This is a genomic window from Hymenobacter sp. M1-2 (genome assembly GCF_057808495.1).
The window spans coordinates 65,380-92,151 of sequence record NZ_JBTYZO010000024.1 but is presented as its reverse complement, the minus strand read 5'-3'; the positions used below and the strand labels follow the sequence as shown (position 1 = coordinate 92,151).

The window sequence follows — 26,772 nt, the reverse complement described above, 5'->3', positions numbered from 1 at the left end:
GCCTTCAGCGCGTAGCTCCTGCCACAGGGGAAGTTTGCCTTCTCGTTAGCTTGACCAACTTAGCAGCCAGCACTACATCAAGCAGTAGTAACCTTGAGCAAGCACCCTAGACCTTGTCAACAAAATTTTGAAACGCATCCGTCTGTTTCGCTGCCCATGTCCCACTCTCTCATCTCTCAAAAACCCACACGGCATCCGGCGTGAGGCAGGTGTGCAGGCGGATGTCGCCGGGCCAGGCGTCGGTGATGCGCGGTACGGGCGGCTCCAGGCTCAGGCCGATGCGCAATGTGTCGGGGCGGCATTCAGTTAAAAATCGGTCGTAGAAACCTTTGCCGTACCCAACGCGGTGGCCCTGTTCGTCGAAAGCCAGCAGCGGCATCAGCACGGCATCAAACACGGTGGGCGTTACTTCCTCGGCCCCGACGGGTTCCGGAATGCCCCATCGGGTATCCATCAGCTGCGTTTCGGGCGTAAGCTCGTAGTGGCGCAAGGTCTGCCCGTCGGGCTGCACGACGGGCACCGCCAGCCGCAGCGGCAGCTTTTCGCCCCACACCCACCGAACGATTTCCCAGGTGTCGGGCTCGTGTTGGCGCGGGATGGGCAGAAACAAGTGCAGCCACTGCCACGCCGCCACATCGAAATGCCGAAAAAACTGCTTACGAAGTATATTACTGCCCCGGGCCACTTCGCCTGCTGAAAGGGCCCGGCGCTGGGCTAAGGCGGTGTGGCGCAAGTCGGCTTTCAGCATCGCGGTTGTAATGGATTTCGATGAGGTACAGCCCTGTCTCTTTCTCTCACGTGTGCGGTTTTGTGGTCAAGCAATTGGTAGCGTGAAGCGAAAAGTGCTGCCAGCGCCCAGCTCGCTTTCCACCCACAGCCGGCCACCTTGGGTGGTGATGAATTCGCGGGCGATGCTCAAGCCCAGACCAGAGCCGCCACGGTAGCCGGCCTTGTCGGGAATCTGGGCGAAGCGCTGAAAGATACGCTCGTGGTGCTCGCCCGCAATACCAGGCCCCCGGTCCTGCACGCTGACTTCCACTTGCTTGCCTACGGCTTCGACGCGGACCGTGAGAGTTTCGCCAGGCGGCGAGTAGCGAATGGCGTTGGCTAATAGATTGATGAGCACCCAGGTAGTCTTCTCGACATCGGCGCGGGCATTGGGCAAATCAACAGCGAGTTGCAGGTCGAGATGAATACGTTTGTCGTCGAGCTGGGCTTGTACGGTGGCGGTGGCGTATTGGACCACCTCCGCGAGGTTGGTGGCGCGCACATCGAGTTGGATGCCGGCGCCGCTGTCGAGGCGGGACACGTCGAGCAGTTCGGCTACCATGCGTTGCAGACGCCGGATTTCCTGCCGTACGCTGTCGGTAATACGCTGGCGCTCTTCGGCGGGCAGACGCTCATCTTGCAGCAGCTTGAGGTTGATGTTCATGCTCGACAAGGGCGTTTTCAGCTCGTGCGACACGGTAGCCAGGAAGTTGGACTTCATCAGATCCAGGCGCTTGAATTCCGATACGTTGCGCAGGGCCAGAATGTGACCCGTGAACTGCATCTCGTCGGCCTCCTCGTTGAAAGACACGATGTCGTGTACCGCCAGGCGGTAGTAGGCTTCCTCCCCACGTTGCGTGATGGTAAATAATGGCGCGTCGGCCAGGGCTTGCTGACGGCGCGGGGCGGCCAACGGCGCCAGCAGGCTGTGGAGTAAATCGTTCTGCTGAGCCAGTTCGTCGGCGGGCCGTCCGATAAGCTCGGCGGCGGGCACACCCAGTAGCTCGGCGGCCGTGGGGTTGGCCAGTAAGATGCGCTGGTGCTGGTCGATGAGCAGCAGGCCCTCGTCGAGGCTATTGACCAGGCTTTTCATACGGTTGCGCTCGGTGATGAGCTCGGCTGTGGTAGAAGAGCGGAAGTCCTGCAACTGCACTAGCAAGCGGTTGAAGGCATCGGCCACGGTGCCAAACTCGTCGTGGCTTTCCACCGGAATAGTCGAGCGAAAATTTCCCTGGCTGGCGTGCCGAATGGCGGTTGTGAGCTTGCGCAGGGGCATTACGGCGGCTTCGGGTACGCTAAGTACCAGGGTCAGGCCTAGCAGCAAGGCCAGAGCCACACAAGCGAGCAGGTAGCGGTTGGCCTGCGTGGCGCGCTGGTTAGCGGCCGAGTTTTTGGCCGTTAGGGCGCGCACGTTCAGGGCGATGACGCGGTGGGTCTGAGCCCGCAGCTGCTCCACCAGCGCCAATTGAGCCGCCGGGTCTGAGGTGGCCAGCTGCCGCTGGTAGCGGGCGAGGTTCTGCGTCAAGGAATCGACTAAGACCTGCTCGCCGGGCTCGGTCACGTTGCCGGCTTCCCGGATGAGAGCGTGCTCAAAGGCAGGCAATGCCCCCGGAGCTTCCGGAGCAGTTTCCATCCGGTCGAGAGCCCGCAGCATCTGCTGGCCCAGCTCGATGGTGTAAAAGTTGGCCCGGAGGATAGTGCGCGAAGAACGGTTCAACTCCTGCACAGCGAAGAAAGCGTATCCGCCGGAGACCAACAGCAGCGCCAGCATGGCCACGAAGCCGAGAGTAATTTTGGTTTTTAAGTTCATGGGCAGGGCGCATTGCAGGTACCGGGCAAGCAAGGTTAGTAGCTGACGAGAAACATATCCAAGTCGGATTTGCTGTGGGCCACGGCGCGAACCAGATCCGAAGTGACGCCCCGACGCGCCACCCGCTCCCACAGACTTTTGTCGCGGGTGACGCCGCAGACGAGCAGAGTAGCATGTTTCTCCGCCGCCACGCGCAGCACGGTGCCCACCACGTCGTCGCTTTTGAGGCGCAGGATCTGGGCGCCTAGCTCGGTGGCCAGCTGCAAGTTGTTGATCAAATGGCGCTGCTGGGCCAGTCCGATACGGTCGGCTGATTCCTGGGGGATTTGCACGTAGAGCACGTACCAAGCGGCAGCCGAGAGGCGGTCGGCGAGGCGGGAGGTTCTGCGGATGATTTCCTTGGCCGCGGCGGCGTTGGTATTGATGCAGGCCAGCAGACGGTCGGTGTTGCGGCGTTCGGGCGCTACGGCCGCCGCCCCGCCCGCGTCGTTTTCGATTTGCCGGCCTAGCAGCAGGGCTACTTCGCGCACAGCCAACTGGCGCAGTTGGAGCAGGTTATCGGCCCGGAAAAAGTGTTGCAGGGCGGCGGGCACCTTCTGCGGATCGTAGATTTTGCCTTCTTCCATACGGGCCCGCAGCTCGCCCACGGTCAGGTCCACGTTCACCACTTCGTCGGCTTGCTTGAGCACCTGGTCGGGCACGCGCTCGGTTACAGCGGTGCCCGTGATTTTCAGCACTTGGTCGTGCAGGCTTTCCAGGTGCTGCACATTCACGGCCGTAATCACGGAAATGCCCGCCCGCACTAGCTCTTCCACGTCTTGCCAGCGTTTCTCGTTGCGGGAGCCCGGCACGTTGGAGTGGGCCAGCTCATCTACCACCACCACGGCCGGGCGGCGCTGTAGAATGGCCTGCACATCCATCTCCTCCAGGGCGTGCCCCTTGTAGAACAGCATCTTGCGTGGCACTAGGGGCAGGTCGCGCAGCTGAGCCACGGTTTCGGGGCGGCCGTGGGTTTCCACGTAGCCCAGCACTACATCCACGCCGTGCTGGCGCAGGTCGTGGGCTTCTTGCAGCATCCGGTAGGTTTTCCCCACGCCCGCCGCCAAGCCCAGGTACACCTTCAGCCGCCCGCGCCGCTTCTGCTGCACGAGGCGCAGAAACCGCTCGGCGGATTGGTCGCGCAGGGTGTCTTCGGCGGGGGCCATAGATGAGAAATGAGCAAATCGGTTAGCAAGCCAGCTTCAGCAAGTAAAGCGGTTATCAGGTCAGGGCCCCGCTTCAGCAGCCTTTCAGCCCTCCAACTCTTCTCTAAAGGGGCGAAGGAATGGGGTTTATCATCCAATCTGAAGGCCGCTCCAGGTTGGTAGACACTTCTCTACTTTTCTCCACTAGTGTCCACCAAGAGTGGTGCTGGCTTAGGCAACTCACCCTCTTTTTGTCTGGCTAAAGCCGAGCGTATAGTTGAGATTGGCGGAGTAGCTGAGCCGGACTGGCGCAGAAAGGCCACCAGTCAGTCCCGTTCGAGCTGTAATTCGGGCCGGGCCGGCATGTGCAGCGGCACGTTCTCGACGGTGTACGTACTGTTATCGAGACCGAAACTTTCGGTTTCCGACGAGCCTAGCCGCTTCAGCCAGCCGTGTACGCGCAGAGCCAGCCGCTGCCAGCCCCGCAGCAGGTATTCGTAGGGCAGGGTTTTGTTGAGGATGACGAACTGAAAATCGCCCGCCATTTCCTGGCCCCGCAGACTCTCGTAGCGTGAGGTGATGTCGACCTCCTGGTTGCGGACGAGGTCCGTGACTACCTGCCGGAACATGTAGTTCAGGGCGTGGTCGACGCGGAAACCGAGATAGAAGTCGATGCGCACCAGCTCGTCGGGCAGAATGTGCGAGACGTGGTAGCGGCGAGTGTAAGGGTCGTCGGTGGTGTGCACGTGCACGAGGTAGTACACGTCGGCGCGTTTGGGGCGCTTGCGGAAGATGCTGTGGATGATGCCGTTTTCCACCTGCGCCGCGTTTTCGGATTTGGTGAGGTACACCAGGTGCGTGGCGTATTTCGGCACCGACTGGTCGTTGCTCAGCTCCTTGAGCAGCGGCAGGTACTCGGCCAGCGGCGTAAACTCGGTTAGCTCGTTGCGAATCCGCTGGCCCACTATCCAGCTCAGCATCACAGTTAGCAACAGGCCCGCCAGCAGCACCGACAGCCAGCCGCCGTGGGTAAACTTGGCCAGGTTGGCTATCAAGAACGAGCCTTCAATCAGTACGTAGAGCCCAATCAACCCAAACACCCACCCCCGACCAACACGCTGCATGAGCAGGTAATACGCTAGCAGCACGGTGGTCATGAGCATGGTCACCGTCACGGCCAGCCCGAAGGCGGCTTCCATATTGCCGGACTCGCGGAAGTAGAGCACCACGCCCACGCAGCCCGCGCACAAGAGCCAGTTCAGGCTCGGCACGTAGGCTTGCCCGCGCAGCTCGGTGGGGTAATTCACCTGCACTTTGGGCCAGAACCGCAGCCGCAACGCCTCAATCACCAGCGTGAAAGAGCCCGAAATGAGGGCCTGCGAGGCAATAATGGTGGCCAGCGTGCACAGCCCGATGGCCGGCAGCAGCGCCCACTCGGGAATCAGCAGGAAGAACAGGTTTTTCTCGCCCAGCGGCGGACCCAGGTGACGCAGCAGCCAGGCGCCCTGCCCAAGGTAGTTCAGCAGCAAGCAGGTCTTGACGAAGGTCCAGGAACCGTAGATGTTCTTGCGGCCCACGTGGCCCATGTCGGCGTACAGGGCTTCGGCGCCGGTGCTGCACAGGAAGATGGAGCCTAGCAGCCAGAACGCGCCCGGCACCTGCGTGAGCATTTGCAGCGCGTAGTGCGGACTCAGGGCCCGCAAAATGCTCGGCTCCTGCACCAAATGCACCACCCCCAGCACGGCCAGCATGGAGAAAAACAGCGTCATGACCGGCCCGAATAGCTTACCGATGATCTGGGTACCGAACTGCTGAAACGCGAACAGCGCCACCAGAATGCCGATGACGATGGGCACCGTGTCGAGGTCGGGCTTCAGGATGCGCAGCCCTTCAATGGCCGAGGCCACCGAAATGGGGGGCGTGATGATGCCATCGGCCAGCAGCGCCGCCGCCCCCACGATGGCCGCCAGGTAGAGGTAGGGTACCGGCAGCCGCCGCAACCGCGCATACAAAGCCAAAATGCCGCCTTCGCCGTGGTTGTCGGCGCGCAGGGCAATGAGTACGTATTTCACGGTGGTGAGCAGCGTGAGCGTCCAGATGATGCAGGAAATAGTGCCCAGCACCACCGTTTCCGTGACGGGCTGCTGCGCGAAGACGCCCCGCACGGTGTACAGCGGCGAGGTGCCGATGTCGCCGTACACGATGCCGAGGGCCACCAGCAGGCCGGCGGCCGTGGCGCGGTTATGAACCGGATGCGAGCCGGCAGTAAAGTGGGTCATGCGGAGAGAGCGGGATTAGACCAGTACGAGGCAAATCTACGCCAGCAGACGGTGGCGCTAGAGCCGGAAGTTGACAGAGCCGATGAGGCGGTTTTCGGTCTTGCGCAGATCGGGCGTGTAGGTGGCCGGCAGGTCTTGGTCGATGTAGCCGGAGGGCGAAGTGGTACCGCCCCGGCCCGCGAAGTAGGGCACGTTGGCCCGGCGGTGCAGGTATTCGAGGCGGAAGGTCACAAAGTCGTTGGGCATCAGGTCGAAGGTGGCGGTGGCTTCCCTGGCCAGCAGCTTATTGCTGGTATCCGTGAAGCCCACGACCGAGGGGTTGAAGCTCAGGTAGCGCGAGGGATTTTGCACGAAGCCGGCCCGCAGCGTTACAGCGGCTTTGTTCTTGGCAAACCACACCCGGTTGGCCAACGACGAGCCGAACATGTAGGCCTGCTTGCGCGGCAGCCCGCCGCCCCCGTTCTCGAAGCCGTAGTGCGTGTTCAAACTAAAACCAGCCTGCGTGATGCCCGAGAGGCTGCTCGCCGGCTTGTGGTAGTAGCGCGCCACGATGCTGTTGTCGTGGTGGAAGCGGATGCGGTTGGGGTAGGCCGCGGCGCCTACGCTGGCGGAGTCGGTGCCGGCGCGGGTGTCTTTGCCGAGGTAGAAGTTGGCTACTAGCTGTAAGTTTTCGTTCGGCCGGTAGTAATTCGACGAGCCAACGCCGGGCTGCTTGTTGAATGTGTTGTACGTCTGCCAGCCGTTCATCACCCACAGCTCGGTCTTGAAATTCCGGGTGGGATACCATTGCACCCGCGCACCCTGAAAGTAGAACGGCGTGAAGTCGCAAACGAGGCTGCGCTGGTAGCTCCAGTTTTCCTGCATCACGTAGCTCTCCAGCCCGATGTAGCTCATGAAAATACCCAGCTCGACGTTCAGGCCGTAATTCTTGTTGAAGTGGTAGCCAGCCGCCGCCTCCCGAATGAACTTGAGGTTGCCGGTGCCCGTGTTGCGCCCGCGCAGTACTGAGCCGTCGGTTTCCTGAATCACGTGCAGCATAGAGCCGGTTTGCAGCCACAGCCGGCCAATAATGTTCTTGTAGTTCGACTCGATGCCGACGGAAGCCAGGGCCAGGGAAAACTCGTTGGCCCGGCCCGTCACGGCCGAAATGGTTTGCGTGTGGTCGATGGGCCGCGCGAAGTTGTAGTTGTAATAGCCGTCGAGCAGCACCACGCCGGTCAGCACCGTTTCGCCGTTGGGGTCCTTGACTTGCAGCGGGAAGTTGCGCTGGCGGTTCTGGCCGTTCACCCAGGTTAGGTCGTAGCCCTCGAAGGGGACTTTGGCGGGCACGGCCACGGTGGTATCGGCAGCGGGCTTGAGCGCGGCGGGGCGGGTTTCGGTGGTTTGCGCGGCCGCCGGTAAAGCACCCGCAGCCAGCAGGGCGGCAACGAAGCATTTTTTGCAAGCGGCGGAGCGAGAAAGGTGGTTCATGGATAATAAGAGAAGGAAAAGCAAAGCGAAACCGGGGCCGGCCAAACAGCGCAGCGGCCCAGCTTGGCTCAGCATCAAAAGGGAAGTGAGAAAAGCGGAGAGTGAAAAGCGGTAGCAAGCCGCCAGAGGTGCGGCGAGGCCGGCTCCAACCAGCGCCTCAGGGCCGCACCGACAGCTCGTCCAGCGCCAGATTCAGTTGTAGCACGTTCACCGTGGGTGGGCCGAAGAATACAATCAGCGGCTCGTGGATGTGGGCCGTCACGAGGGCCCGCACGCGCGCTACGGGCAGCTTCCGCAGCCGCGCTACGCGCGCTACTTGCACGTAGGCGCCCTGCGGCGAGAGGTGCGGATCGAGGCCGGAGCCGCTGGCCGTGACCAGCTCGGCCGGCACTTCGTTGCGGGACACGGTTGGGTTTTGCTGCAAAAAGGCCCCGGCCCGCGTCTGCACCGTGCGGAGGTATTCCGGGTTCGACGGGCCTTTGTTGGAGCCGCCCGAGCCGCTGGCGTTGTAGTCCACGGCCGAGGGGCGGGTGTTGAAGTACTCTGGCTTGTCGAATTTCTGCCCAACGTTGGCGAAGCCGACCACGCGGCCGTTGCGGGTGAGCTGCACGCCCTCGCCACGGCCAGGCACGAGTTGGGCCACGCCCCACACCAGGGCCGGATATATCCCGCAGCACACCACGAGCAGGGCCAGCGTGAGACGGAAAGCAGGAAGGAGGTTGTTTTTCATTGTCGGAAAAAGGTGTTGCTGCCTGGTGCAGTACTGGGGTGCTCCAAGCACCCGGAGCTGTACCTTATTTTTTGCTGCGGTAGAAATAGGGTACAGTTCTGTACCTTATAAATCTTGCGGACAGAAATAGGGTACAAGCATTTCCTACAAAAACGCCCCCACAATCACGTCGATGACCTTGATGCCGATGAAGGGCACGATGATGCCGCCTAGGCCGTACACCAGCAGGTTGCGGCGCAGCAGTGCCGAAGCGCCGAGGGGTTTGTAAGGCACGCCTTTGAGAGCCAAGGGAACCAAGGCAGGAATAATGAGGGCGTTGAAGATCACGGCGGAAAGAATGGCCGACTGCGGCGACTTCAGCCCCATAATGTTCAGGGCGCCCAAGGCCGGAATGGCCACCATGAACAAGGCTGGCACAATGGCGAAATATTTGGCCACGTCGTTGGCAATGCTGAACGTGGTGAGCGTGCCGCGCGTCATGAGCAGCTGCTTGCCAATCTCCACCACTTCGATGAGCTTGGTGGGGTCGTTGTCGAGGTCGACCATGTTGCCGGCTTCTTTGGCGGCCTGCGTACCCGAGTTCATGGCCACGCCCACGTCGGCCTGGGCCAGGGCGGGGGCGTCGTTGGTGCCGTCTCCCATCATGGCCACCAGCTTGCCGTCCTGCTGCTCGCGGCGGATGTAGGTCATCTTATCCTCGGGCTTGGCCTCGGCAATGAAATCATCGACACCGGCTTTTTCGGCAATAAACTTGGCCGTGAGCGGGTTGTCGCCGGTCACCATCACCGTTTTGATACCCATGCGGCGCAGGCGCTCAAATCGTTCCTGAATGCCGGGCTTGATGATGTCCTGTAGCTCCACCACGCCCAGTACTCGGTCGTTCAGGCTCACTACCAGGGGCGTCCCCCCGTTGGCGGCCACCGTTTGCACCCGCTCGGCTACTTCGGCCGGATAGTCCTGCCCGGCCCGTTCGGCCAGCTGACGAATGGCGTCGGCGGCTCCTTTGCGAATGCGGGTGCCGTCGGCCAGCGTCACGCCCGAGGAGCGGGTTTCGGCGGTGAACTTGATTAGGTCGGCTCCTTGCAGCCGGCTGCGCAGCTGCTCGGGGCTTATCTGCTGCTCGCGGGCCAGCTCCACGATGGACTTGCCTTCGGGCGTCTCATCCGTCAGGGACGACACCGTGGCCAGCTCCGCAAATTGACTGGCCGCCACGCCCGGCGCGGGCCAGAAGTGGGTGGCTTTGCGGTTGCCGATGGTAATGGTACCCGTCTTGTCGAGCAGCAGCACGTCGATGTCGCCGGCCGTTTCCACGGCTTTGCCGCTTTTGGTGATAACGTTGGCGCGCAACGCCCGGTCCATACCCGCAATACCGATGGCCGATAGCAGCCCGCCAATCGTGGTCGGAATCAAGCACACGAACAAGGCAATGAAGGCCGAAATGGCGATGGGCGTGCGGGCGTATTCGGCAAACGGCGCCAACGTCACGCACACAATCACGAACACCAGCGTAAAGCCGGCCAGCAAGATGGTGAGGGCAATTTCGTTGGGCGTTTTCTGCCGGGCGGCCCCTTCCACCAGCGCAATCATCTTGTCCAGAAACGACTCGCCGGGCGCGGTGGTCACCAGCACCACAATGCGGTCAGACAAGACCTTGGTGCCGCCCGTCACGCTGGACTTATCGCCGCCCGCCTCCCGAATCACCGGCGCCGACTCGCCCGTAATGGCCGACTCATCGATGGTAGCCAACCCTTCGATGATTTCACCGTCGGTGGCAATGATTTCGCCGGCTTCCACCACAAACACATCCCCTTTTTTCAGCTGCGCGGAGCTAATAGCGTCCAGGCGGCCGTCCGGCAGACGTAGGTTGGCGGGCGTTTCCTGGCGGGTTTTGCGCAAGGAATCGGCCTGGGCTTTGCCGCGGGCTTCGGCAATGGCCTCCGCGAAATTGGCGAAAAGCAAGGTCAGCAGCAGCACCGCAAACACGGTGAAGTTGTAGCCAAAGGAGCCTTGCGCGGCATCGGGCTTCACCAGCAGCCCAAGGGTGACAAGCAGCATCACCACCGTCCCAATTTCCACGGTGAACATCACCGGATTACGGAACATGATGCGCGGGTCCAGCTTCACGAAGGCCTGCTTCATGGCTTCACGGGCCAGGGCGGGCTGGAAGAGAGATTGTTCTTTGGTAGACACGTTTATGGGAGGTTCTTGCGGTGGCCTCACCCCCTAGCCCCCTCTCCTAAGGGAGAGGAGGAACTAGCACTAGTTTCTAGTGCTAGAGCTAGTTTCTGAGCGGGGTGTAGACAGCGAATTTTTAGATCTAAAAAGCTATTCTAGTCCCCCCTCTCTGAAGGAGAGGGGGCTAGGGGGTGAGGCCACCAGCTCCTAGTACAGCGCGAAATGCTCAGCCAACGGCCCGAGGGCCAGGGCCGGGAAGAAGGCTAGGGCAGCAATAATCCAGATGACGAAGAAGACCATGACGCCGAAAGTGGCAGTGTCCACGCGCAGCGTACCGGCCGATTCGGGGATGAACTTCTTGCGGGCCAACAGGCCGGCTATGGCCACCGGGCCGATAATGGGCAGGTAGCGGGCCAGTAGTAGCACCACGCCGGTGCTGATGTTCCACCAGGGCGTGTTGTCGCCGAGCCCCTCGAAGCCGGAGCCGTTGTTGGCGGCCGAGGAGGTGTATTCGTAGAGCATTTCCGAGAAGCCGTGGAAGCCCGGATTGGCCAGCCAGCCGCTCAGGCCCGCGGGGTCGTGGGCGTAGAGATACGAAGCCAAGGCGGTGCCCGTCAGGATGAGCAGCGGGTGAAGCAGCGCGATGATGACGGCTATTTTCATCTCCCGGGCTTCAATTTTCTTGCCTAGCAGCTCGGGCGTGCGGCCCACCATCAGGCCCGAAATGAAGACGGCCACGATGATGAAGACGAAGAAGTTGAGGAAGCCCACTCCCACCCCGCCGTAAAAGGCGTTGGTCATCATGCCGAGCAGCGCGTTCATGCCCGAAAGCGGCGTGAGCGAGTCGTGCATGGCGTTGACGGAGCCGTTGCTCGTGACGGTGGTAGTAATGGCCCACAGCGCGGAAGCGGGCGCGCCCAGGCGTATTTCCTTGCCTTCCAACGAACCCATACTTTGGTTGATGCCCAAGCGGCTGATGGCCGGGTTGCCGTGCATTTCCAGATACACGGTCGGGATTTGCAGCAGCAAGTAGCCCGCCGTCATCACCCCAAACACCATCCACCCCAGGCGAGGCCGGCGCAGGTAGTAGCCCAGAGCCAACGCCATAGCTATAGGAATTAGAATGATGCTGATGTTTTCAACGGCGTTGGTGAGGTAGGTCGGGTTTTCCAGCGGGTGGGCCGAGTTGACGCCGAAGAAGCCGCCGCCGTTGGTGCCCATCTGCTTGATGCCAATCATGGCGGCCGCCGGCCCCCGACTCACCGTAACCGAATCGCCTTGCACCGTGATGATGGGCTGCTTGGCTTGGAACGTCATCGGGGTGCCCTGAAAGACTAGCACCAGCGCCACCACCAAAGAAAGTGGCAACAGCACGCGCGTCAGGCTCCGAACGAAGTACACGTAGAAGTTGCCCAGCTTATCGGCCGTTCGCTCGCGCAGAGCGTTGAACACCACGACGCAGGCGGCCATGCCGGTAGCGGCCGTCACGAATTGCAGGAACATAACCACAATCAGCTGCGAGAGATAGGTCAGGCCCGACTCGCCGGAGTAGTGCTGTAGGTTGCAGTTCACCAGGAAAGAAATGGCCGTGTTGAAAGCCAGATCCGGGGCCATCGAAGGGTTATGGTCGGGATTCAGCGGCAGGCTGCCTTGGGTGCAGAGCACGAGCATGGCCCAGAAAAACCACAGCAGGTTGATGCTGAGCAGGGCCATCAGGTGTTGTTGCCAGCTCATCTCCTTTTGAGGATTGATGCCGCTCACGCGGTAGAGGCCGCGCTCCAAAGGAGCCAGAAAGTCAGTCCAGGTTCGGTCGGTGTGGTACACGGCCGCCAGGTAGCGCCCGAGGGGTATAGCCAGCAGCACGGTAGCCAGAAAAATAGCGGTGATGCCGAGCAGTTGAGTGGTCATAGGGCAAAGGGTTCGGGCCGGGCAAGGCCCGGTCGCCGGAATTCGTTAAAAGCGCTCGGGGCGCAGCAGCACGTAGCAGAGGTAGCTGAACGTGGCCAGCGCCAGCACCAACAGGGCAGTCATCATGGCGAAAAAGGGGTAGCCAAGCGCGGATCAGATGCGCTCGAAAAAGTGGACCGATTTGTAGAAAAGCCAGAAGCCGGCCAAGCTAACGGCGGTAAGAGACAGAGCGATGAAGGCAGGCGCCATAAGCGAGGTGGTTGGTTGCGCTGAGCCTCTTGCCAATCCCGGTCCTTATTTGGGATGAGCCTTGTTTTTACTATCCAACTCGTTAATTATGAGAGAGTATTATTCAACTGCATCGTAATTTGGTTCGGCTCTAACGCAACAAACCGGATCATTCTGACCCGGTGCGGCAGTCAGAATGATCCGGTTTGAAAGGAGTGCTCCTCGCATTCCAGCCTAAATCAATAAGCCTGGTGTGGACCAGCGTTTCGCTCCAGATGCGGGGGTGCTCTAGTCGCGGGGTTACAATCCGTACTCCTGGATCTTGCGGTAGAGTGTTTTCGTGCCAATACCGAGCTGGCGGGCCGCTTCCATTTTGTTGCCGCCAGTATCGTGGAGCACCTGCCGAATTTGGCGCTTTTCCATGGTACGCAACGACTTATCGATGGCGTCGTTGGTGTCGTCGCCGGGAGGCGGGAAGTGGTGAAACTCGGGAGGTAGGTCATCCACGGTTAACGTGTCTCCGTCGGCCAGAATGGCGGCGCGCTCCAACACGTTTTTCAGCTCCCGCACGTTGCCGCGCCAGTTGTGGTGGCACAGTTGCTCCAAGGCATCAGGGTCGAGGCCACGCAGGCGGCGGCGCAGCTTGGCGGCGAAGTAGTGCAAGAAGTGTTCGGCTAGCAGTGGCACGTCGCCGCGCCGCTCGTTGAGACCCGGCACCGGCACCGTAAACACGGCCAAGCGGTAGTATAAATCGAGCCGGAAGTGCCCTGCTTCGGCTTCTTGGCGCAGGGCGCGGTTGGTGGCGGCCACCAGACGCACATTTACGCTCGTAGGCTTGGTGTCACCGAGCTTGGTGAATTGCTGGGTTTCGAGCACACGCAGGAATTTGGCTTGCACATTCAGCTCCAACTCGCCGATTTCGTCGAGAAATAGCGTGCCACCATTGGCTTCTTCCAGCAGGCCCTTCTTGTCGGTTAAAGCTCCCGTAAAGGCGCCTTTCTTGTATCCAAATAGCTCCGATTCCAGCAAATCTCTCGGAAAGGCTGAACAGTTGACAGCGACAAACGGCTTGTTTTTACGCGGTGAAGCCTGATGTATGGCTTGCGCAAAGAGTTCCTTGCCAGCCCCGGTGGGCCCTTCCAGCAGCACGGTGCTGTCGGTGGGAGCGGCCCGCTGGGCCAACTTGCGAGCGTGCTCCAGCGCTGGGGAACGGCCAATCATGCTCTCAAAGCTGTACCGAGTGCCAACCTTTTTTTCCAGGTCCGCCACGCGGCGCTGCAAGAGGGCTTTTTCGGTGGCGCGGTCCACTACCACCACCAATTGGTCGTCGGAATCGCCCTTTGTCAAGTAATCAAAAGCACCTTCTTTCATGGCCCGCACGCTGTCGGGAATACGGCCAAAAGCGGTGAGCAGAATGACTTCGGCCAGCGGAGCCTGCTGCCGATAGCGAGCCAATAAGTCGAGGCCGTGGCCATCGGGCAGCTTCACGTCGGAAAGGACAACCAGTACCTCATCGGCGTGCTGGTGGAGAACTTCGAGGCCGCGGCGGGCATCTGGAGCCTGCAGCACCGTGTAGCCTTCCAATTCTAGCATCCGAGCTATGGCTTGGCGTAACGGTGCTTCGTCGTCGATGAGGAGCAAGGTACCCTGGGGCATAATCGGACGTGAATAGCGCAGTTTGATAATTAGAACGGCCGAGAATCAGTGCTCTTAGCAGCCAGGAAGCTCGTTTGGTCCTGAGGCTCTACTCCTCTTCCAGCACCGTAAACTCCAGCGCCAGCGGGTCGAAAGCCTCCAGCAGCTGCTCAATAAACTGCGGATTATTGATGAGGATGCTCAGCACGTTATCAACTCGTTCCTGAAGTTGGCCATCGGGAAACAGCTTGTCTTTGAGCGCGGTGAGTTGGCTGTAGGCGGTTTCGTGTTTGGCTTCGGCGGCTTTACTGAGGCGCTTTTCCAAGCCGGCGAGGCTGCCGGCGGCTTTCTGCTGCTCGGCGGCTACGGTGCGCACCAAGGTCGGATCGAGGCGCTGCGCCAGATCCGACACTTCCTTGAACATCGCCGCCAGTGCTTGTTGCTGCGTGGCGAGGCTCACTTCTTCCTGGCCCAGCGTGGCGCCCACTTGCTTTTTGAGGGCGGGCAACGGCTGGAAAATGTCTTTGGCCGTGAGACCTAGCTTGCGTAGCTTGCCCGCGTTGGCCTTACCAATGTAGAGGCCCGAATTACGGAGCAGCAGCAGCGGAAACGGCACGTTGTTGGCGTCAAATACTGGCTTCAGCTGGAACCAGTACGCTATTTCAGCGCCGCCGCCCACGTAGCAGAGGTTGGGCAGCAGCAATTCCTGGTACAGAGGCCGCAGCACCACGTTGGGGCTAAACTGCTCCGGGTGCTGCTGCGCAAGTTTCAACAGCTCCTGCTGGGTGTGGCAGCGGTTGGTGTTGCGCACCGTTATTTGCACGCAGTCCTGTGCGGCATCGTACTCCAGCCGTTCCCGCTTGCCGGCGTCAGTCAGGAAAAACAGGTTAATGGGCCGCGAATACACCTGTGGCTTATAACCAGCCGTTTCGAGGCGGGCATTGGCGGCCTGCACCGCTTGGTTGGAAGCTTGCTCCAAAATTTCCTTTTCCAGCACCGGCACTAAGGCTTGTTTCAACTCCGGGGCATCGGCATCCAGCGCCACTAGGCCGTACCCGCCAAACAGCGCGTGCGTGAGGCGGCGGGTGGCTTCGGCCAGCGTCTTCGATTCCCGATAGGCCTGCTGAAACGCAGCTGGTACGCCCTCCGGCAGTTGGTCGAGCAGTTCTTCAGCTAGGCCATCAAGTGCTAAGCGGCCCACGGGCCCACCCTGGTCGGGCGCATTCCACTCGTATTTCTTGCCGAACAGATGCAGGTGGTTGATTTCGGCGAAGTCGTGGTCCTCGGTGGCCATCCAGTACAGCGGCACGAAATCGTGCTGCGGGTAGTGCTCCTTCAACTGCCGACAAAGCTTGAGCGTGGTCACGATTTTGTAGACGAAGTACAGCGGCCCAGTCAGTAAGTTGAGCTGGTGCCCGGTCGTGACGGTGAACGTCGTTTCTTTTTCGAGCAAGTCGAGGTTGGCTTGCACGGCCGGATGCACGTCAGCTAGTGTCGCGTACTGCGCGCGAAGGGCCGCAACGAGCCGCTGCCGGGCTTCCAAGGTGTAATGAGCCTGTTTCTCCTGGATCTGCTCCGCAAAGGCTTCCAGCGTGGGAAACCGATGGTAGAAGGACGTCAGGTTCTCGTGGCGGGCCAGGTAATCGGCAACAAGCGGAGAGAAAGCAGCGGTATGGGCGTACGGAAGTGTCGTGGTCATGCGGGAGGCAAGTAGGCGCAGTTGCCGACAGTAACCGCGCCGGCCCAACAAAGTAACTGGCATTCCCGGAAAGCTTAGCCGGACCTTGACTTACAAACCCTGTGCGGCTGAATATCTAAGCTTCATTTACCCCTGATTCACAATAGCATACAATGCAACGAATCATTACTTGAGTTTTAGCTTTTTACTGAGCATTGCCCCCGCCAAAACGTGCGTAGCGCGAAGCTCCTGCTTTGTGCATCGTTGCTGACATTGAACGAACAGATTAATCCGTTGCAACAACGTCATTCAACGATGCACAAAGCAGGAGCTTCGCGCTACACTTGTCGTTATACCAGTTTGCCGTACAGGTCGAAGTCGGAAGCTTCAGTTATCTGCACCTGCGCGAAGTCGCCGAGGCGCACGAAGGTGTCTTTGGTGGCGGGCACCAGCACTTCGTTGTCCACTTCGGGCGAGTCGTACTGGGTGCGGCCCACGAAGTAGCCGCTTTCCTTACGGTCGAACAGCACCTTGTAGGTCTGGCCGATTTTTGCTTCGTTCAGCTCCATCGAAATGCCCTGCTGCAACTCCATGATCTGGTCGGCGCGGTCCTGCTTTACCTCGGCGGGCACGTCGTCGGGCAGCGTGAAGGAATGGGTGTTGTCTTCGTGCGAGTACGTAAAGATGCCGAGCCGGTCGAAGCGGGTTTCTTCTACAAACTGGTACAAATCCTCGAAATCCTGCTGCGTCTCGCCAGGGTGGCCAGCAATGAGCGTGGTGCGCAACGCAATATCCGGCACCCTCTGCCGAATGGTATCTACCAGCTCAATGGTACGCCGCTTAGAAATGCCGCGGCGCATGATTTTCAGCATGTTATCCGAAACGTGCTGCAAGGGCATATCCAGGTACTTGCAGATATTTTCCCGGTCGTTCATCACGTCCAGCGCGTCCAGCGGAAACTGCGAAGGATAGGCGTACTGCAAGCGAATCCAGTCGATGCCGGGCACGTCGGAGAGGTGGCGCATGAGGTCGGCTAGCTTTCGCGTGCCGTAGTGCTGCAAGCCGTAGTAGGTCAGGTCTTGGGCGATGAGAATTAGCTCTTTGGTCCCCTGAGCGGCCAGGCGTTTGGCTTCCTTCACGAGGTCTTCGATGGGCCGGTCCTGGTGCTTGCCGCGCATGAGCGGGATGGCGCAGAACGAGCAGGGCCGGTTGCAGCCCTCCGCAATTTTGAAGTAGGCGTAGTGCGAAGGCGTGGTCAGGAGCCGCTCGCCCACCAGCTCGTGCTTGTAGTCGGCTTCGAGGGTCTTGAGCAGCTGCGGCAGTTCCAGGGTACCGAAGTAGGCATCTACCTGCGGAATTTCCACCTCCAGGTCGTCCTTGTAGCGCTGCGAGAGGCAGCCCGTTACGTAGAGCTTCTCCAGGCGGCCGGCTTCCTTCTCGTCGGCGTAGCGCAGAATGGTATCGATGCTTTCCTGCTTGGCGTTGTCGATGAAGCCGCAGGTGTTGATGATGACGATGTTGGCGTTGCTCTGCTCGGCTTCGTGCGTCACGTCGAATTGGTTGGCGCGGAGCTGGCCCATCAGCACCTCCGAGTCCACGAGGTTCTTGGAGCAGCCCAGGGTGATAACGTTGACTTTATTAGCCTGCTGGCTTCTGACTTTCATGCGAATGGAATAAGCGGGCCGGTGGGCAATTTCTTCTGCGTGAGAAACTTGCCTGCGCCAGCCCACGGCGAAATTTGGACCGCAAAGGTACGCAGGAGCCAACGCCTTTTCCTACTACCAATGTTCCCAAAGCTACTCTCCCTTCCACTGTCATCCTGAGCTTGCGAAGGACCTTAGCAGGTTAGAACAACCGGAGCAGATTTCCTTCTAACATGACTAGGGCTTACGTTCGGCGGCCTACGGCAAGCCCCGTAGGGGCGGTATATCGGTAGAGACCAACTGGTAGAAAACCACTAAAGCCCTGTAGGGGCGACACCAATCGTTGGACGGTTGGTGTCGCCCCTACAGGGCTTGTTTATCCATTATCGGTGTTTTACTACCGATATACCGCCCCTACGGGGCTTGCCGTAGGTCGCCGAACGTAAGTTTTAATGACAAAGCTTTTAATTTTTCTTTGGAGAAAAGGGCGGGGAGGTACCGCTCGTTCGACTGCACAAGCAAACCATACGCTCCTATAGCCCACGCCCGCCCGTCAGCACATCATACACACCGGGCACGAGCCGACGCAATACCGTGCCGAGCAGCACCGCCGTCAGCACTATGCATAATGGCAGTAATATGAATATCAGCAAATTCTGGCCCGGCCACTGGCGCAAAGCCACTTCCGTAGCATAGTTGATGAGCGGTACGTGCAGCACGTAAATCAGGAAGGAGAAGCCTGTGAGCCACACAAACCACTGCTGCCGCATAGCCCCGCGCACCAGCGCATCGGCGCCGAACCACATCACGCCCACTCCTAACAGCTCCACTACTTTGTGCAACAACAGCATCGGCAGGAAGGGAGGTTGCTCCAGATGAAACGCCAGCCAGGTTTTCAACGAAACCAATCCTAGCCACAGCACCGCAAACACGCCCACCCGAAACCAGCGGGGCGGCGTCAGCACGTCCACTTCCCGCTTGCGCAGCCACACACCCAGCGCGAAAAACAGCAAGCCTGTACCTTCAAAGAGCGGCAGGGCAAAATCCGTCAGCCACATCAGGCCAGTAATGGAAAAATAGATGATGGGAGCCCGCTCTACTGCCTTGCGTAGCCATGGGTAGGCGAGATTGTAGATGAACAGGCTGCGCAGAAACCACAGTTGAAACGGCACCGGCGCCAGCAACCAGCGCAACAACAACTCACCTGCCGAGTAGCCGCTCACGAACGGGTTTTCCGGTCCGAAAATGCTCAGTGCCGCGTCCTGCACCACTTGTCGCGTGGGCGGATATTGCTCCAGCGCCCAGGTCCCGGCCAGGCCTATAGCACTCCATAGCAAGTACGGCACCAACAGAGTCCGCACCCGCCGCTTCACTCGGGTTTTATGCGGCGTGCCGGCATCGTGGTGAGCGAACAGGTAGCCGGAAATGGCAAACAGAATCGGAATTCGAAAGCGCAGCAGCCCGTTGGCCAGGAAATATTGCAGCCACGTGCCCACCGATAAAGGCTCGTCAACCGGCGTCCAGGGTTGCAGGTAGCGCGGGTGCAGGTTGTAGGCGTGCACGTACACCAGCAGCACCATCGACACCAACGACCAAAACCGCAGCTTCTGGCTGAGAAACGAGTCGAGACGAGCCGGCGCTACCGCAGGTTCCAGGGTAGTAGTTGCTTCCATATTCCATAAGATACAGGTGCCGCCAAAACCGTTGCCTGCCGAGCCATTCTAGAATACAGGACTTACGCACAACGGCCTATCGAAAGCCCCGGAGGGGCGACATATCGGTAGAACCACAGCCCGCAATATTGGATAAAGCCCCGGAGGGGCGGCACCAACCGTCCAACGATTAGTCGCCCCTCCGGGGCTTGGATCCATTAAATCAACGGGTTCCTACCGATATACCGCCCCTCCGGGGCTTTCGGTAGGCCGTTGTGCGTAAGTTTTAGAAAAGCGGTAAGCCCCGCCAGTTTCTCAGTGGCGGAGCTTCGCTAGTTATAGTCGAGGTTAAATCGACAAGAAGCCGTGGCCAGGGCTTAGTTAGCTAACGAAGCCTACTTCTTGAACAAGGAATTCACGAAGGTTTGCCGGTCGAAAAGCTGCAAGTCGGTCATCTTCTCTCCTACCCCAATGTAGCGCACTGGCACTTGCAGTTGGTCGGAGATGCCGATGACCACGCCGCCTTTGGCCGTGCCATCGAGCTTGGTAATGGCCAGGGCCGAAACTTCGGTGGCTTTCGTGAATTCCTTGGCTTGTAGGAAGGCGTTTTGGCCGGTGCTGCCATCGAGTACCAGCAATACTTCGTGCGGCGCGTCGGGAATCACCTTCTGCATCACGCGCTTGATCTTGCTCAGCTCGTTCATCAGGTTCACCTTGTTGTGCAAGCGCCCGGCCGTGTCGATAATCACTACGTCGGCCTGCATCTCCACACCTTTCTGCACCGCATCGTAAGCCACGGAAGCCGGGTCGGTGTTCATGCCGTGCGATATGACGGGCACGCCCACCCGCTGGCCCCAGATGATGAGCTGATCCACGGCGGCGGCCCGGAACGTGTCGGCGGCACCGAGTACTACCTTCTTGCCCGCCGAGTGGAAACGGTGAGCCAGCTTGCCGATGGTCGTGGTTTTGCCCACGCCGTTTACGCCCACCACCATAATCACGAAGGGGTGGCCGGTGTTGTCGGGCCGGTCGAGGATGGCGCGCGAGCCGGTGGCGCCGCTGTTGGCGTCGAGCAAGCCGGCAATTTCCTCGCGCAGAATCCGGTCCAGCTCCGAGGTGCTCACGTACTTGTCGCGGGCCACGCGCTTCTCAATCCGGTCTATCACCTTCACAGTGGTGTCGATGCCCACGTCGGCGTGCACGAGCAGCGTTTCGAGGTCGTCGAGCACGGCTTCGTCCACGGCGCTTTTACCCACAACGGCCTTGCTGAGCTGATCGAAAAAGCTGGTTTTGGTTTTCTCCAGCCCTTTATCCAGCGACTCCTGCTGTTCCTTATTTTCCTTATCCTTCTTGAAGAAATCGAAGAGGCCCATACACAAGGGTGGCGCGAAGCTCCAGCTTCGCGCGTCGTTGCTGACGTTGAACGAAGGCGTTGCGCGAGCCGAAGGACTGGAGCAACGACGCGCGAAGCTGGAGCTTCGCGCTAAACGCAAAAAAGTCCCACGGCGGCGGGACTTCTTCACTTCAGATCAGGTGGCCACGTGGGCGCGGGGTTACTTAACGCCGGTGGCGAGGTACTCCTGCACTTTGTCAACGGGCACCATCTCCTCGCGGAAGGTGTAAGCGCCAGTCTTCTCCGACTTCACGGCACGAATAACTTTCGCCCAGTCCTTGCCGGTAGCCGTTTTCAGGGTTGCTACTACTTTCTTAGCCATGACTCAATTACTTGATTTCCTTGTGAACGGTCATCTTCTTGAGCACGGAGTTGAACTTCTTCAGTTCGATGCGCTCAGGAGTATTCTTGCGGTTCTTGGTGGTGATGTAGCGCGAGGTGCCCGGCTGCCCCGAGTTCTTATGCTCAGTGCATTCAAGGATCACCTGCACCCGATTGCCTTTCTTAGCCATCTCGACGGGGTTTTTGGGATTAAGGACTGCAAAGGTACAGGTCTTTTCGGAATAGGCAAGCGGTTGATGTGCTAATTGATTGATATGCTGAGGTGCTGATTCTTTGTTGTGTTGGTGGATTGATATGGTGATTTATGGATGTATTGATGAGTAAAGGTGTTTTGAAGATGATTAAATGAAGCCATTTCGTGATGGACAATGATGAACACGCTTCCCTCCTGCAACAACTTCCGTCAAATTCACCGATAACCGCATCAGCGCCTTAATTCAATTAGCACATCAGCAAATCAAAGAATCAGCACATCAATCATAACTCCGGCAACTTAAACCCATCCAACACGCTCGGTTTAGCCATCATTGCCTCCACTTCGGCCACCGTGCGCGGCGCGTCCTTCGATAGGTTTTCGGGGGCGCCGGAAGTAATCAGCACATCATCCTCAATCCGGACGCCGATGTTCCACCATTTTTTGTCGCAGGGGCTGCCTTCCGGAATGTAGACGCCCGGCTCCACGGTGATGACGTTGCCGGCTTTGAGCGGCCCGTAGTTTCCCCGGTCGTGCACGTCGAGGCCGAGGTAATGGCTGGTGCCGTGCGGGAAGTAGCGGCGGCTTTCCTCGGCGGTTTTGGTGATACCGAGCTTGATCAGGCCCTCAGCCACCACGCGCTGGGCTACTTTGTTGGGGGCCTGAAACTCGTTGCCAGGCTTGCATTCCTGAATAGCAGCCTCCTGCGCGGCTAGCACCAACTCGTAAATCTGGCGCTGAGCGGGGCTGAACTTGCCGGAAGGCGGTGCCGTGCGCGTTACGTCGGCGGTGTAGCCGTGGTATTCGGCGCCGCAGTCCATCAGAATCAGGTCGTTGCCGAGGCGAGGTTTGTCGTTGGTTTCGTAGTGCAGGATGCAGCTGTTGTTGCCAGCCCCTACAATGCTAGGATAGCCTTCGAATTCAGCACCGTATTTCTTGTACACGTACTCGTGCAGGCCCTGCACTTCCATCTCGCCCATGTTCGGCCGCAGGGCTTTCATCACCTCCTGCTGGCCCACGGTGCTAATACGAATGGCCCGGCGCAGCAGCTTGAGTTCCTCGGGCGTTTTCACGGCGCGCAGCTCGTTCAAGGCGTCCACGAGCGCACTCCCACCATAGCGGCTGACGGGGCGGGTGTTCACGACCTGCTGGCGCTCAGCGTCAGTGGTGGCGCGCAGGTAGTTCTGCAAGTAAGGATCGGCGGCCAGCGTGGGCTGGGTTTTCATCATGCCTTCCACGTACTGCTTTATACCAGCGGCATTCACCACACCGTATCGCTGCACGGCGCCGTAAAGTTCTTCTCGCCGCCCGTCGTAGTCGTTGGGTATGGCGGCTTGCTGGCGGAAGGCCGCCACCAAGTCGAAGAGGTCGGCGGGGTCCTGAGCATCGTCCCGGACGTCAGTGGGCAGTTCCAAAAAGTGGATGTGGGCGAAGCCAGGCCATTTGATTCCGGCACCGGCAAATTGCTTGTTGTCGGCCACGAATTGCACCTTCAGCTGCTCCTTAGCTCCCTCGGCGCCGAGGCGGCGGCCGGTCCACTGCTCGGCTTTGGGGTCGCGGGGCTGCACGAACAGGGCTTCCGTAATGCCTGTTTGCCCGCCTAGCGTCTGCGGCTCCTTGAACAGCACCAGCATTGCATCGGGCTCATCGTAGCCGGTGAGGTAGTACAGGTCGGGGTGCTGGTGGTAGATGTAGTTGACATCGTTGGCGCGGTTGCGCACCGGATTGGCGAAGAGCACCGCCACTGAGCCGGCCGGCAGCGCCTGCCGCAGCAATTCCCGCCGACCCCGATGGAAGGCTGGATCAAGAAAATCGGTGGGGCGGCCGGGGCCAGCGGCGCGTTGAGCTTGGCTGGTCGGGGCCAGCAGGCACGTGAGCAGCAGCAAGCAGCTCATCGCACGGAGCGTAGAGGTCAGGTACACGGGCTCGAAGATTAGGGTTGGCTACAAAGACGCGTACCCGCCCCAAAAATTGCTTTTCAGTGCGGGTACGCGCCTACATAAAATTCGCTCCGTAGAACGGCCGCCGACGGTTAGTAAACGACGAAGCCCTGCTCCTTGGCCTTCTTCAGGACCGACATGATGCCGTTCTTGTTGATGGTGCGGATGGTGCTGGTAGCTACTTTCAACGTAACCCAAGCATCTTCCTCGGGAATATAGAAGCGCTTCTTCTGCAAGTTCGGGTAGAACTTACGCTTGGTCTTGTTGTTGGCGTGCGACACGTTGTTGCCTACGCGGGTACGCTTGCCGGTCAGATCACAAACTCGGGCCATGATATCAGGAACTTAAGGGTTTCAGTGCTGGAAAAAGGGACGCAAATATCGGCATAAGTTTGACAGAAGCAAACCGAACGACTGAAAAATAGCCGGTTAGCTATGGGAATGGAGAATCTGCATGAACGCCTAGCTCGGCCATTACTCATTGCAAACAGTCCGGTCTGCTCGCTTTTTCGGCGAGCTGAACGGTCGCCGCTAGCTGACGGTGTTTCGCCTGGTTGTCCACCGCAATTCAGAATTACAATTACCAACCAGCGCGCCCTTCGACCGTTCAGCCCGCTGAAAAGACCGGGCAGACCGGAGCGGCCAACTCATTGCTCATTCTTCATTCTTCATTTTCTTTTTCCACGGGCAGTGCCGGCAGCCGCTGCCGCAGCAGAAGCCGCGGCGGCGGTGGTACTGCTCGGTGAAGACCATGTAGCCTTCAGGAGTGAGATAATAGTCGCCGGGGCGGAGGGGCTGGGCCAGAAAGGCCGCCATGCGTGGGTCCATTAGGCGGGCAGCGCGGCAATGCACTCAATCTCAACCAACGCCTCCAGCGGCAGCCGCGACACTTCCACGGTGGTGCGGGCCGGCCGGTGGTTGCCGAATACTTCGGCGTACACGGCGTTCATGCGGCTGAAATCGGCGAAGTTCTTTAGGAAGACGGTGGTCTTAACTACATCAGCCAAGCTTAGTCCCTTTCCTGACAATACAATGTTGAGGTTGTTGAGCACCCGGCGCGTCTGCTCCTCAATGGTGCTGCCTACGATTTGCATGGTGGCCGGGTCGAGCGGCGTCTGGCCCGAGCAAAATACCAAGCCGCCAGCAACAATAGCCTGAGAATAAGGCCCCACTGCTTTCGGCGCCTGGTCGTGGTGAATAATGTCCATCCACAAAAGTAGCGGTTGAATGGCTTAATGGTTGAATGGCTTAATGGTTGAATGGTTGGTAGTTCTAGAACCTTCAGAACAATCAACCATTTAACCATTAAGCCATTTAACCATTTAACCATTCAACCTACTTCTTCGGAATGTTCTTCAGCTCTTGGAGGGTGCCGCTGCTGGCAAAGTCCATCTTCATATCCTTGGGATTATGCTTGCCGGCTGCCACCACCACGGCTCCTTTGAGGTCGTAAGACGTTTTTTTGGGTTTGAACAGCGTTTTGAACGCCACTTTGGGCATGGCTTTAGGCTCGAAGCGCACGTGGATGGGCATGATTTCGGTGCCGCGCTTGCGAAACGATACGTCTTTGGTTTCGGTACCTTTCACGTCCAGGTCGTCGCCCCCGACGCGGAAACGGTAATTCACGCTTTTGATGGTGAAGGGAAACGGGTTGTAGTTCGTGACTTTGAGGCGCACTACGGCTTCGCCATTCTTGAAACCCAGGTCCGTCACGTCGACGTCGGCCACTTCAATTTTAGGGAGTTTGGGAATGTAGACGCGTTTTTTCACTGACACCGGAATCCGCTGCGGACCCACCACGGGCACGTCGGCGTACATAATCATGGTCGTTTGCACATCCACGCAGTCTTGCTGCACGGTTTTCACTTTTTGCTTGATGCGGCCCAGATCCACGTTCACGGGCATTTCCAGTTCGCTGGTGCCGCGGGATTTCATGACGGTGGGTTTGCTTTTGGAACCCTGGGCGAGCGGCTCCCCATCAAGGCGGGTGATGTAGCTGAAGCTGTCGATGCGCACCGTTACGGGCACGTGATTGCGCAGCGACACTTTCATGGTGGCTTTAAGCGAATCGGGGGTGATGTTACCGGCCGTCATGGTGGCGTTTTCCAAAGTGGGCAACAGCTTTTTGCCTTTATCGGTGGCGAAATAGGCGACGACTCCGCCAACTACGAGCAGGAGCAGCAGTAGCAACAGCGTAGTGACAATAGGATGACGACGGGCAGAAGAGGAAGAACGCATGGAGTAGGAGCTAGAGTGAGACAACAGTGTTCAGCTTCAAGCACAACTATTCAAATTGTTGTGCTTCAACACTTTATCTTTTAACTACGTTGCTACCTAACACCCTTGTTATTGCCCAGTTGCTGCTTCCGCGCCGTGCGGCATCATCCTGCGCTTTTCTTTACTTTTGAGCAACCGACCTTCCCACTTCCTCAAACCTGCCTCCGTATGGAACTGACCACGCCCACCGCCACGCATAGCCGCAGCCAGCAACTGATGGCTCTCGAAGACCAATACGGCGCCCACAACTACCACCCGCTGCCCGTGGTACTGAGCCGCGGCGAAGGGGTGCATTTGTGGGATGTTGACGGCAAACACTACTACGATTTCCTTTCGGCGTACTCGGCCGTAAACCAGGGCCACTGCCACCCGCGCATCATCGGGGCCCTCACGGAGCAGGCGCAAAAGCTCACGCTTACCTCGCGCGCCTTCTTCAACGACCAACTTGGGGCCGCCGAAAAGCAGCTCTGCGACCTGTTCAACTACGATAAGGCGCTGCTGATGAACTCCGGGGCCGAAGCCGTGGAAACGGCCCTCAAGCTGGCCCGCAAATGGGGCTACCAGGAAAAAGGCATTGCCCCCAACCAAGCGCGCATCTTGGTAGCGGAGCACAACTTCCACGGCCGTACCACCGGCATCATCTCCTTCAGCACCGACCCCGATTCCACCGGCGGCTTCGGCCCCTACAACCCCGGCTACCAAGTGGTGCCCTACGACGACCTGGAGGCGCTGGAAGAAGCCGTGCGTGACCCGCACGTTTGCGGTTTTCTGGTGGAGCCTATTCAGGGTGAGGCGGGCGTAATGGTGCCCTCGGAAGGCTACTTGGCGAAGGCGGCGGCTATCTGCAAAGCGCACAACGTGCTCTTCATTGCCGATGAAATCCAGACTGGGCTGGGCCGCACTGGCGAGCTGCTGGCCGTGTGCTACGAAGGCGTACACGCTGACATTTTGATTCTCGGCAAAGCCTTGAGCGGCGGCGTGCTGCCCGTATCGGCCGTGCTGGCCCGCAACGAAATCATGCTCACCATTCAACCGGGCCAGCACGGCTCCACGTTCGGTGGCAATCCGTTGGCCAGCGTAGTACTGCGCGCGGCCCTCGACGTGCTCATCGAAGAAAAGCTGATTGCCAACGCGCGGGCGCTAGGGGAAGTGTTCCGGGAGCGGATGCGCCGCGTGCAAGCCAAGCGCCCCGAAGTGGTAGAGTTGGTGCGCGGCAAAGGCCTGCTAAACGCCGTTGTCATCAAGCCCGCCGCCGATGGCCGCATCGCCTGGGATGTGTGCGTGACGCTGATGGAGCGCGGCGTGCTGGCCAAGCCCACCCACGGCGACATTATCCGCTTCGCCCCGCCGCTGGTCATCACGGAAGAACAACTCCACGAAGCCTGCGACATTATCGAGCAGGTGATTCTGGAGTTTTAGGAGTGCGCCATTTGAAGTCCCCTGACTTTAGGCCAATTAGTTGTTCTTA

22 protein-coding genes are annotated in these 26,772 nt (G+C 59.4%); 1 reads left to right on the top strand and 21 read right to left on the bottom strand.

Going from position 1 to position 26,772, the window contains the following annotated elements; genetic code table 11:
* Positions 1-169: 169 nt before the first annotated feature.
* The 21 genes from ACYSMN_RS20610 to ACYSMN_RS20510 all read right to left on the bottom strand — a co-directional run bounded on the left by ACYSMN_RS20610 (position 170) and on the right by ACYSMN_RS20510 (position 25,265).
* Positions 170-748: a 5-formyltetrahydrofolate cyclo-ligase gene (locus ACYSMN_RS20610; RefSeq protein ID WP_488925802.1), complete on the bottom strand. Its 579-nt coding sequence runs from the start codon at positions 746-748 to the stop codon at positions 170-172.
* 66 nt (positions 749-814) lie between these two features.
* Positions 815-2,578, bottom strand: a complete 1,764-nt coding sequence (locus ACYSMN_RS20605; protein WP_488925801.1) for a HAMP domain-containing sensor histidine kinase — start codon at positions 2,576-2,578, stop codon at positions 815-817.
* Positions 2,579-2,613: 35 nt separating this feature from the next.
* Positions 2,614-3,783, bottom strand: coding sequence for a sensor protein KdpD (locus ACYSMN_RS20600; protein WP_488925800.1), 1,170 nt, complete (start codon positions 3,781-3,783; stop codon positions 2,614-2,616).
* Between the two features lie 305 nt (positions 3,784-4,088).
* Entirely contained in the window at positions 4,089-6,041 is a 1,953-nt protein-coding gene (locus ACYSMN_RS20595; protein WP_488925799.1) for a KUP/HAK/KT family potassium transporter, read from the bottom strand.
* Positions 6,042-6,098: 57 nt separating this feature from the next.
* On the bottom strand, positions 6,099-7,511 hold the full coding sequence (locus ACYSMN_RS20590; RefSeq protein ID WP_488925798.1) for an outer membrane beta-barrel protein: 1,413 nt from the start codon (positions 7,509-7,511) through the stop codon (positions 6,099-6,101).
* A gap of 157 nt (positions 7,512-7,668) precedes the next feature.
* Complete coding sequence (gene kdpC, locus ACYSMN_RS20585; protein WP_488925797.1) at positions 7,669-8,241, bottom strand: potassium-transporting ATPase subunit KdpC; 573 nt, start codon at positions 8,239-8,241, stop codon at positions 7,669-7,671.
* A gap of 144 nt (positions 8,242-8,385) precedes the next feature.
* On the bottom strand, positions 8,386-10,431 hold the full coding sequence (gene kdpB / locus ACYSMN_RS20580) for a potassium-transporting ATPase subunit KdpB (protein WP_488925796.1): 2,046 nt from the start codon (positions 10,429-10,431) through the stop codon (positions 8,386-8,388).
* 192 nt (positions 10,432-10,623) lie between these two features.
* Positions 10,624-12,324, bottom strand: a complete 1,701-nt coding sequence (gene kdpA / locus ACYSMN_RS20575; RefSeq protein WP_488925795.1) for a potassium-transporting ATPase subunit KdpA — start codon at positions 12,322-12,324, stop codon at positions 10,624-10,626.
* 45 nt (positions 12,325-12,369) lie between these two features.
* Positions 12,370-12,447 (bottom strand): K(+)-transporting ATPase subunit F, encoded by a 78-nt coding sequence (kdpF, locus tag ACYSMN_RS20570; protein WP_488925815.1) that lies wholly within the window; start codon positions 12,445-12,447, stop codon positions 12,370-12,372.
* 405 nt (positions 12,448-12,852) lie between these two features.
* On the bottom strand, positions 12,853-14,208 hold the full coding sequence (locus tag ACYSMN_RS20565; RefSeq protein WP_488925794.1) for a sigma-54-dependent transcriptional regulator: 1,356 nt from the start codon (positions 14,206-14,208) through the stop codon (positions 12,853-12,855).
* 88 nt (positions 14,209-14,296) lie between these two features.
* Entirely contained in the window at positions 14,297-15,886 is a 1,590-nt protein-coding gene (gene bshC / locus ACYSMN_RS20560) for a bacillithiol biosynthesis cysteine-adding enzyme BshC (RefSeq protein WP_488925793.1), read from the bottom strand.
* A 329-nt stretch (positions 15,887-16,215) separates the two neighbouring features.
* Positions 16,216-17,529 (bottom strand): 30S ribosomal protein S12 methylthiotransferase RimO, encoded by a 1,314-nt coding sequence (gene rimO / locus ACYSMN_RS20555; protein ID WP_488925792.1) that lies wholly within the window; start codon positions 17,527-17,529, stop codon positions 16,216-16,218.
* A 512-nt stretch (positions 17,530-18,041) separates the two neighbouring features.
* Positions 18,042-19,181, bottom strand: coding sequence for an acyltransferase family protein (locus tag ACYSMN_RS20550; RefSeq protein ID WP_488925791.1), 1,140 nt, complete (start codon positions 19,179-19,181; stop codon positions 18,042-18,044).
* A gap of 374 nt (positions 19,182-19,555) precedes the next feature.
* A complete protein-coding gene (gene ftsY, locus ACYSMN_RS20545) occupies positions 19,556-20,533 on the bottom strand; it encodes a signal recognition particle-docking protein FtsY (RefSeq protein ID WP_488925790.1) in 978 nt (325 codons plus the stop codon).
* Between the two features lie 180 nt (positions 20,534-20,713).
* Positions 20,714-20,875, bottom strand: coding sequence for a DUF4295 domain-containing protein (locus ACYSMN_RS20540; protein WP_488925789.1), 162 nt, complete (start codon positions 20,873-20,875; stop codon positions 20,714-20,716).
* Between the two features lie 7 nt (positions 20,876-20,882).
* A complete protein-coding gene (rpmG, locus tag ACYSMN_RS20535) occupies positions 20,883-21,065 on the bottom strand; it encodes a 50S ribosomal protein L33 (protein ID WP_044510387.1) in 183 nt (60 codons plus the stop codon).
* Between the two features lie 307 nt (positions 21,066-21,372).
* A complete protein-coding gene (locus ACYSMN_RS20530; protein ID WP_488925788.1) occupies positions 21,373-23,010 on the bottom strand; it encodes an aminopeptidase P N-terminal domain-containing protein in 1,638 nt (545 codons plus the stop codon).
* A gap of 110 nt (positions 23,011-23,120) precedes the next feature.
* Complete coding sequence (gene rpmB / locus ACYSMN_RS20525) at positions 23,121-23,360, bottom strand: 50S ribosomal protein L28 (protein ID WP_488925787.1); 240 nt, start codon at positions 23,358-23,360, stop codon at positions 23,121-23,123.
* A gap of 321 nt (positions 23,361-23,681) precedes the next feature.
* Positions 23,682-23,843 (bottom strand): C1orf53 family protein, encoded by a 162-nt coding sequence (locus ACYSMN_RS20520; protein WP_488925786.1) that lies wholly within the window; start codon positions 23,841-23,843, stop codon positions 23,682-23,684.
* 11 nt (positions 23,844-23,854) lie between these two features.
* Positions 23,855-24,235, bottom strand: coding sequence for a RidA family protein (locus ACYSMN_RS20515; RefSeq protein WP_488925785.1), 381 nt, complete (start codon positions 24,233-24,235; stop codon positions 23,855-23,857).
* Between the two features lie 127 nt (positions 24,236-24,362).
* Positions 24,363-25,265 (bottom strand): LEA type 2 family protein, encoded by a 903-nt coding sequence (locus ACYSMN_RS20510; protein WP_488925784.1) that lies wholly within the window; start codon positions 25,263-25,265, stop codon positions 24,363-24,365.
* A gap of 207 nt (positions 25,266-25,472) precedes the next feature.
* On the opposite strand from ACYSMN_RS20510, the gene rocD reads away from it, so the two are divergent.
* On the top strand, positions 25,473-26,723 hold the full coding sequence (gene rocD / locus ACYSMN_RS20505; RefSeq protein ID WP_488925783.1) for an ornithine--oxo-acid transaminase: 1,251 nt from the start codon (positions 25,473-25,475) through the stop codon (positions 26,721-26,723).
* Positions 26,724-26,772 lie beyond the last annotated feature (49 nt).